The organism is Plasticicumulans sp., from assembly GCF_035331805.1.
GTDB lineage: Bacteria > Pseudomonadota > Gammaproteobacteria > Competibacterales > Competibacteraceae > Plasticicumulans.
The window spans coordinates 1-5,010 of record NZ_DAOLKE010000266.1; the positions used below are offsets into that span (position 1 = coordinate 1).

General features: G+C 71.8%; 5 protein-coding genes. All 5 read left to right on the plus strand.

What is annotated here, in order from left to right:
* On the plus strand, positions 1–500 hold a 500-nt coding region (locus PKE44_RS14880; protein ID WP_324552562.1), incomplete at its 5' end, for an SDR family oxidoreductase.
* A 119-nt stretch (positions 501–619) separates the two neighbouring features.
* The gene (locus PKE44_RS14885; RefSeq protein ID WP_324552564.1) at positions 620–1,351 is read left to right on the plus strand and encodes an ABC transporter ATP-binding protein; all 732 of its coding nucleotides are present in this window, start codon (positions 620–622) and stop codon (positions 1,349–1,351) included.
* Positions 1,352–1,504: 153 nt separating this feature from the next.
* Positions 1,505–2,734: an FtsX-like permease family protein gene (locus tag PKE44_RS14890; RefSeq protein ID WP_324552566.1), complete on the plus strand. Its 1,230-nt coding sequence runs from the start codon at positions 1,505–1,507 to the stop codon at positions 2,732–2,734.
* A 135-nt stretch (positions 2,735–2,869) separates the two neighbouring features.
* A complete protein-coding gene (locus PKE44_RS14895; RefSeq protein WP_324552568.1) occupies positions 2,870–3,658 on the plus strand; it encodes an outer membrane lipoprotein-sorting protein in 789 nt (262 codons plus the stop codon).
* Positions 3,655–4,938, plus strand: a complete 1,284-nt coding sequence (locus PKE44_RS14900) for a hypothetical protein (protein ID WP_324552570.1) — start codon at positions 3,655–3,657, stop codon at positions 4,936–4,938. Before PKE44_RS14895 ends, PKE44_RS14900 begins: the two co-directional genes overlap by 4 nt.
* Positions 4,939–5,010: the final 72 nt, after the last annotated feature.

Consider the following 5,010-nt stretch of genomic DNA (forward strand, 5'->3'; position numbering starts at 1 on the left):
CAGGCGCGCTCGACGGACTGGACGCGCTGGTCTGCGTCGCCGATCCGCTGCCGGCTGCGGCCACGGCCGATGCCATCGTCGCCGCCGCGCTCGTCGCCACGCAGCGCCTGCTCGGCAGCGCCAAGGCCGCGACCGGGCACTGGACGCGCGCGCGCACGCCGGGCTCGATCGTCGTGGTCTGCGACATCGCCGGCCTGTGCGGACGCGAGGGACTGGCGGCGAGTGCCGCGGCCTCGGGCGCGCTGCTCGGCATGGCGCGCAGCCTCGCCAAGGAACTCGGCCGCCGGCAGATCGCCGTCAACGCCGTCTGCCACGGCTTCGTCGCCGGCCTCGACACCGGCAGCGCGCTGAACGGCGCCGAGCAGCGGCTGTTCGGCGCGATGGGCCTCGGCAAGCCGGTGACGGCAGCGATGCTGGCCGCCGACGTGCTGTTCCTCGCCGGCGGCGGCCACGGCCTGACCGGTCAGGTGCTGCACGCCGATGACGGCCTGGTGATCTGACGCAGCGTCCTGATCTTTCCCCGGACCCGCCGCTGCGCTCCCGCGAGCCCCGGCGACCGGCCCCATCCCTGACACGACGGCGATCGGCAGCACGCCCCGCGCCCGGAGCGACCGCAGACATGAGCTTCCTCACCACCGAAAACGTCCACAAGCGCTACGCCCTCGGCCACGTCACGGTCGATGCGCTGCGCGGCGTCGATCTCGTGATCGGGCGCGGCGAGCGCGTGTTCCTCGGCGGCCCCTCGGGCAGCGGCAAGTCGACGCTGCTGCACCTGCTCGGCGGGCTCGATGCGCCGAGCAGCGGCCGCGTCACGCTCGACGGTCAGGATCTGGCCGCGATCGACGATGCCCGCCTCAGCGACTTCCGCGCCCGCCACATCGGCTTCGTGTTCCAGAACTTCAACCTGATGCCGGTGCTGACCGCGGTCGAGAACGTCGAATACCCGCTGCAGCTGCTCGGCGAGCGCAGGCGCACGGCCGCGGCGCGCGCGATGCTCGAAGCCGTCGGCCTCGGCGCGCAGGCCGACCAGTATCCGAACGAGCTCTCCGGCGGCCAGCAGCAGCGCGTCGCGATCGCGCGCGCACTCGTGCACCGCCCGGCGCTGCTGATCGCCGACGAGCCGACCGCGGCGCTCGACAGCACGACCGGCGCGCAGGTGCTGGAGCTGATGCTGGCGCTGTCGCGCGACACCGGCACGACGCTGGTCGTCTGCACGCACGACCGCGAGCTGCTGGCGCGCGCCGAACGCCGCGTGCTGATGCGCGACGGGCGCATCGAGCACGACAGCGGCGCGCTGCCGGCGCAGGCCGCGAACCACGCCGCGGCCGCCGCCCTGCCCGAATCCGCCTGATAGCGATCGCATCCGAACGCCCGGTCCTTTCAGCCCATTCCCCCTCGCGGGGAGGGGTTGGGGAGCGGGGGACAAGCAACGCAGTCAGGCGTGACCGGCAAGACTCCGCCTGATTCCGCCAGAACCGAATCCGACCGCCCCGAGGTCACGACCATGCCCTTCCTGCTCAAGGTCGCACTGCGCAACATCCGCCGCCACCGCCGCCGCTCGCTGGTGACGCTGGCGACCGTCGCTTCCGCCGTCATCGGCATCGTGCTGTTCGGCGGCTTCATCGAGGCCAACTACACGGGCCTGCGCGAATCGGTGATCCGCAGCCAGTACGGCCACGCGCAGATCCACGTCGCCGGCTACGAGGCCGGGCACCGCGCCGACCCGGACAAGGTGCGGCTGTCGCCGGAAAGCGCCGAGGCCGTGCGCACGCTGCTCGAAAAGGACAGGCACGTGCTGATGAGCTCGCGCCGCATCGAGTTCGCGGCGCTGCTCGGCAACGAGAAGACCAGCCAGGCGGTGATCGTGCGCGGCGTCGATCCGGACACCGAGGCGCTGATCAACTCGGCGCTGACCATCATCGCCGGCGACGAGCTGGCCGCGGACGACGCCGACGGCGTGCTGCTCGGCGAGGGCCTCGCGCAGGCGCTGAACGTGAAGCCGGGCGCGACGCTGACGATGCTCGGCAGCACCGTCGACGGCACGATGAACGCCGTCGACGTGCGCGTCGCCGGCATCTTCAGGAGCTTCGCGACCGAGTACGACGACCGCGCCGTGATGATGGGCCTGACGCGCGCCGGCGAGCTGCTCGGCACGCCGTCGGTCGATACCGTCGTCGTGCTGCTCGATGACACGGCCGCGCTCGATGGCGTCATGGAGCGCTTCGGTGCCGCCGCGAAGGACGCGGGCCTGAAGCTCGAATGGCAGACCTGGGCGCAGCTCGCTTCCTACTATCACAAGGTCGTCGCGCTCTATGACGGCTTCTTCCTGTTCATCGCGCTGGTCATCGTCGTCGTCGTGATGTTCGGCATCACCAACACCATGCTGGTGGCGGTCATGGAGCGCACCGCCGAGATCGGCACGCTGCGCGCGCTCGGCACGCGCCGCGGCGGCATCGTCCGCCAGTTCCTGACCGAAGGCGTGGTGCTCGGGACCGGCTCGGCGCTGATCGGCGTCGTGCTCGGCATCGTCGCCGCGCATGGCATCACCGCCCTGGAGATCATGATGCCGGCCCCGCCCGGCTCGTCGAAGGGCTTCCCGCTGCGCATCGAGGATGTGCCGGGCCTGTGGATCGGCTGCGTGCTCGCGGTCGCCGGCATCGCCGCCTTCGCGACGCTGCTGCCGGCCGTGCGTGCCGCCCGCCAGCCGGTCGTCACCTCGCTGCGCCACGTCTGATCCCGATCACAACGGAACACGCCGTCTTTTCAGCCCCTCCCCCTCGCGGGGGAGGGGTTGGGGAGAGGGGGATGAACAACACTGGTTCGTGTGACTGATCTGACCCCCGCCCGATACCCCCGGAGGACTCTCACCATGCTGCCCCGAATCCGTTCCCTGCACCCGCTGCGCGTCGCGCGCACTGCGCTGCTCGCCCTGCTGTTCGCCGCCGCGCTGCCGGCCACCGCCCCGGCCGCGCCCGACGCCGTGGCGCTGCTCGAACGCGCCGACGGCTACCGCAACTTCCGCGGCAAGCCGTTCGCGTTCGACCTCGGCCTGACCAGCATCGAGCCCGGCGAGTCCGAGCGTTCATTCAGGCTGCGCGCCGAGATCCTCGACCCGCACACCTCGCTGGTCAGCTACATCGGCCCGGCCACCGAGCGCGGCAAGGCGCTGCTGATGAACGGCAGCAATCTGTGGTTCTACTCGCCGTCGAGCAGCAAGCCGATCCGCATCACGCCGCAGCAGCGCCTGCTCGGCGAGGCCTCGAACGGCGATGTCGCGAGCACGGACTTTTCCGGCGACTACACGCCGGTGTGGCTGGCCAGCGAGTCCGTCGACGGCGTCGCCTGCCAGAAGCTCGAACTGACCGCCAAACCCGGCACGCTCGCGACCTACCAGAAGCTGCACCTGTGGCTGCGCAGCGACGACGCCCGCCCGGTCAAGGCCGACTTCTTCGCGCCGTCCGGCAAGCTGCTGAAGACCGCGTACTACCGCCGCTACGAGCCGGTCGCCGCCGCCGGCGGCAAGCCGCAGCTGACCGAGATCGAGATCGTCAGCGCCGCCGGCGAGGACAAGCGCACGCTGATGCGCTACGAGAACTTCTCGCTGGCCCCGCTCGCGCCCGAGCGCTTCAGCCTCAACAACCTCGGGAAATCCCGGTGAGCGCGCGCCGCCTTGCGCCCGTGGCGGCCGCTGCGCTCTGGAGTGCGAGCCCGTTCGCGCTCGCCGATTTCTCCGACTGGCCGGCCAGCGTCGAGCTGTCCTTTGAACGTGACCCGGCGCACGCCGACACGCGGCTGAACCCCGACGGCCGCATCGTCGACACGCCCGACCCCTCGACGCGCGCCGCGCTGCGCCTGCAGCCGAAGCTCGACGGCGGCGATGTCTCGCTGCGTGCCGACCTGTGGGCCGAATGGCGCGAGGAGGACTCCATCAGCGACGGCGGCCGGGTGTTCGCGCAGGAGGCGATGCTCGACCTGCGCTTCTCGCCGGCCGTGACGGTCTCGGGCGGCGTCGCGCCGTTTCGCTGGGGCACGGCCTACGTCTGGAACCCGTCGAACCCGTTCCCGGACGAGCAGCGCAACTTCACCGACCGCGCCCGCACCTGGCGCGCGCCGGGCACGCCGCAGCTCGGCCTGGAATGGACCGGCAGCGCGGACACGATCGGCGTCTACGGCGTGAGCTACCGGCCGACGACGGCGCTGTACGGCCGCCCGATCGACCTCGATCGCGAGCCGGCGGTCGCCGTGCGCTGGCGCCACCAGTTCGAGGCCGCCGACCTGACGCTGACCTTCGCGACCCCCGAACGCGAACCGTTCTTCGGCGCGGCGCTGTCGGCGACCGTCTCGGATCAGCTCGAACTGCACGCCGAGGCCGGCGTGCGCGGCAAGCGCCAGACGCTGCTGCCGGTGGCGCGCGACATCCCCGGCCCCGGCGGCACGGTGCCGCTGTACACGCTGGAGCGCGACGACGATGCCGGGCGCAGCCTGCAGTGGCTGGTCGGCGGCCAGTACACGACCGAGGGCCTGACCAACGTCATCGTCGAGTTCTACCGCAACGGCGAGGGCTACTCGGATCGTGAGTACGACCACCTGCTCGACTACGCCGACGACGCGACCGCCCGGCTCGATGACCCGCTGTTCGGCAGCGCCTACGCCGGCTATCTGGCCGGGGCCAACGCGCTGACCGGCATGATGCGGCGCAACTACGGCTTCGTGCGCCTCAGCCGCGACCGCGCCATCGGCGACTTCGACCTGCGCGGCTACTGGCGCTACGGCTTCGACGACGGCAGCAGCCTCGGCGGCGTCGCGCTGATCCACCCGCTCGGCGACAGCGCCCGCGTGCGCGCCAACCTCGAGGTCTACGGCGGCCGCGCCGACTCCGAGACCCGGCTGATCCCGAGCCGCGGCAGCGCCGTCATCGCACTCGAAATGCTGTTCTAGGCGGCTCGCCGCGCATCCCCGGAATCCACCGCCCGCGTCCGTTTCAGGACGCGGGCCGGCCCGACGCACGCC

Bases quoted from the DNA above. Each gene is read 5' to 3' on its own strand.
- PKE44_RS14885 (WP_324552564.1), top strand. From the start codon at position 620: ATGAGCTTCCTCACCACCGAAAACGTCCACAAGCGCTACGCCCTCGGC.
- PKE44_RS14890 (WP_324552566.1), top strand. From the start codon at position 1,505: ATGCCCTTCCTGCTCAAGGTCGCACTGCGCAACATCCGCCGCCACCGC.
- PKE44_RS14895 (WP_324552568.1), top strand. From the start codon at position 2,870: ATGCTGCCCCGAATCCGTTCCCTGCACCCGCTGCGCGTCGCGCGCACT.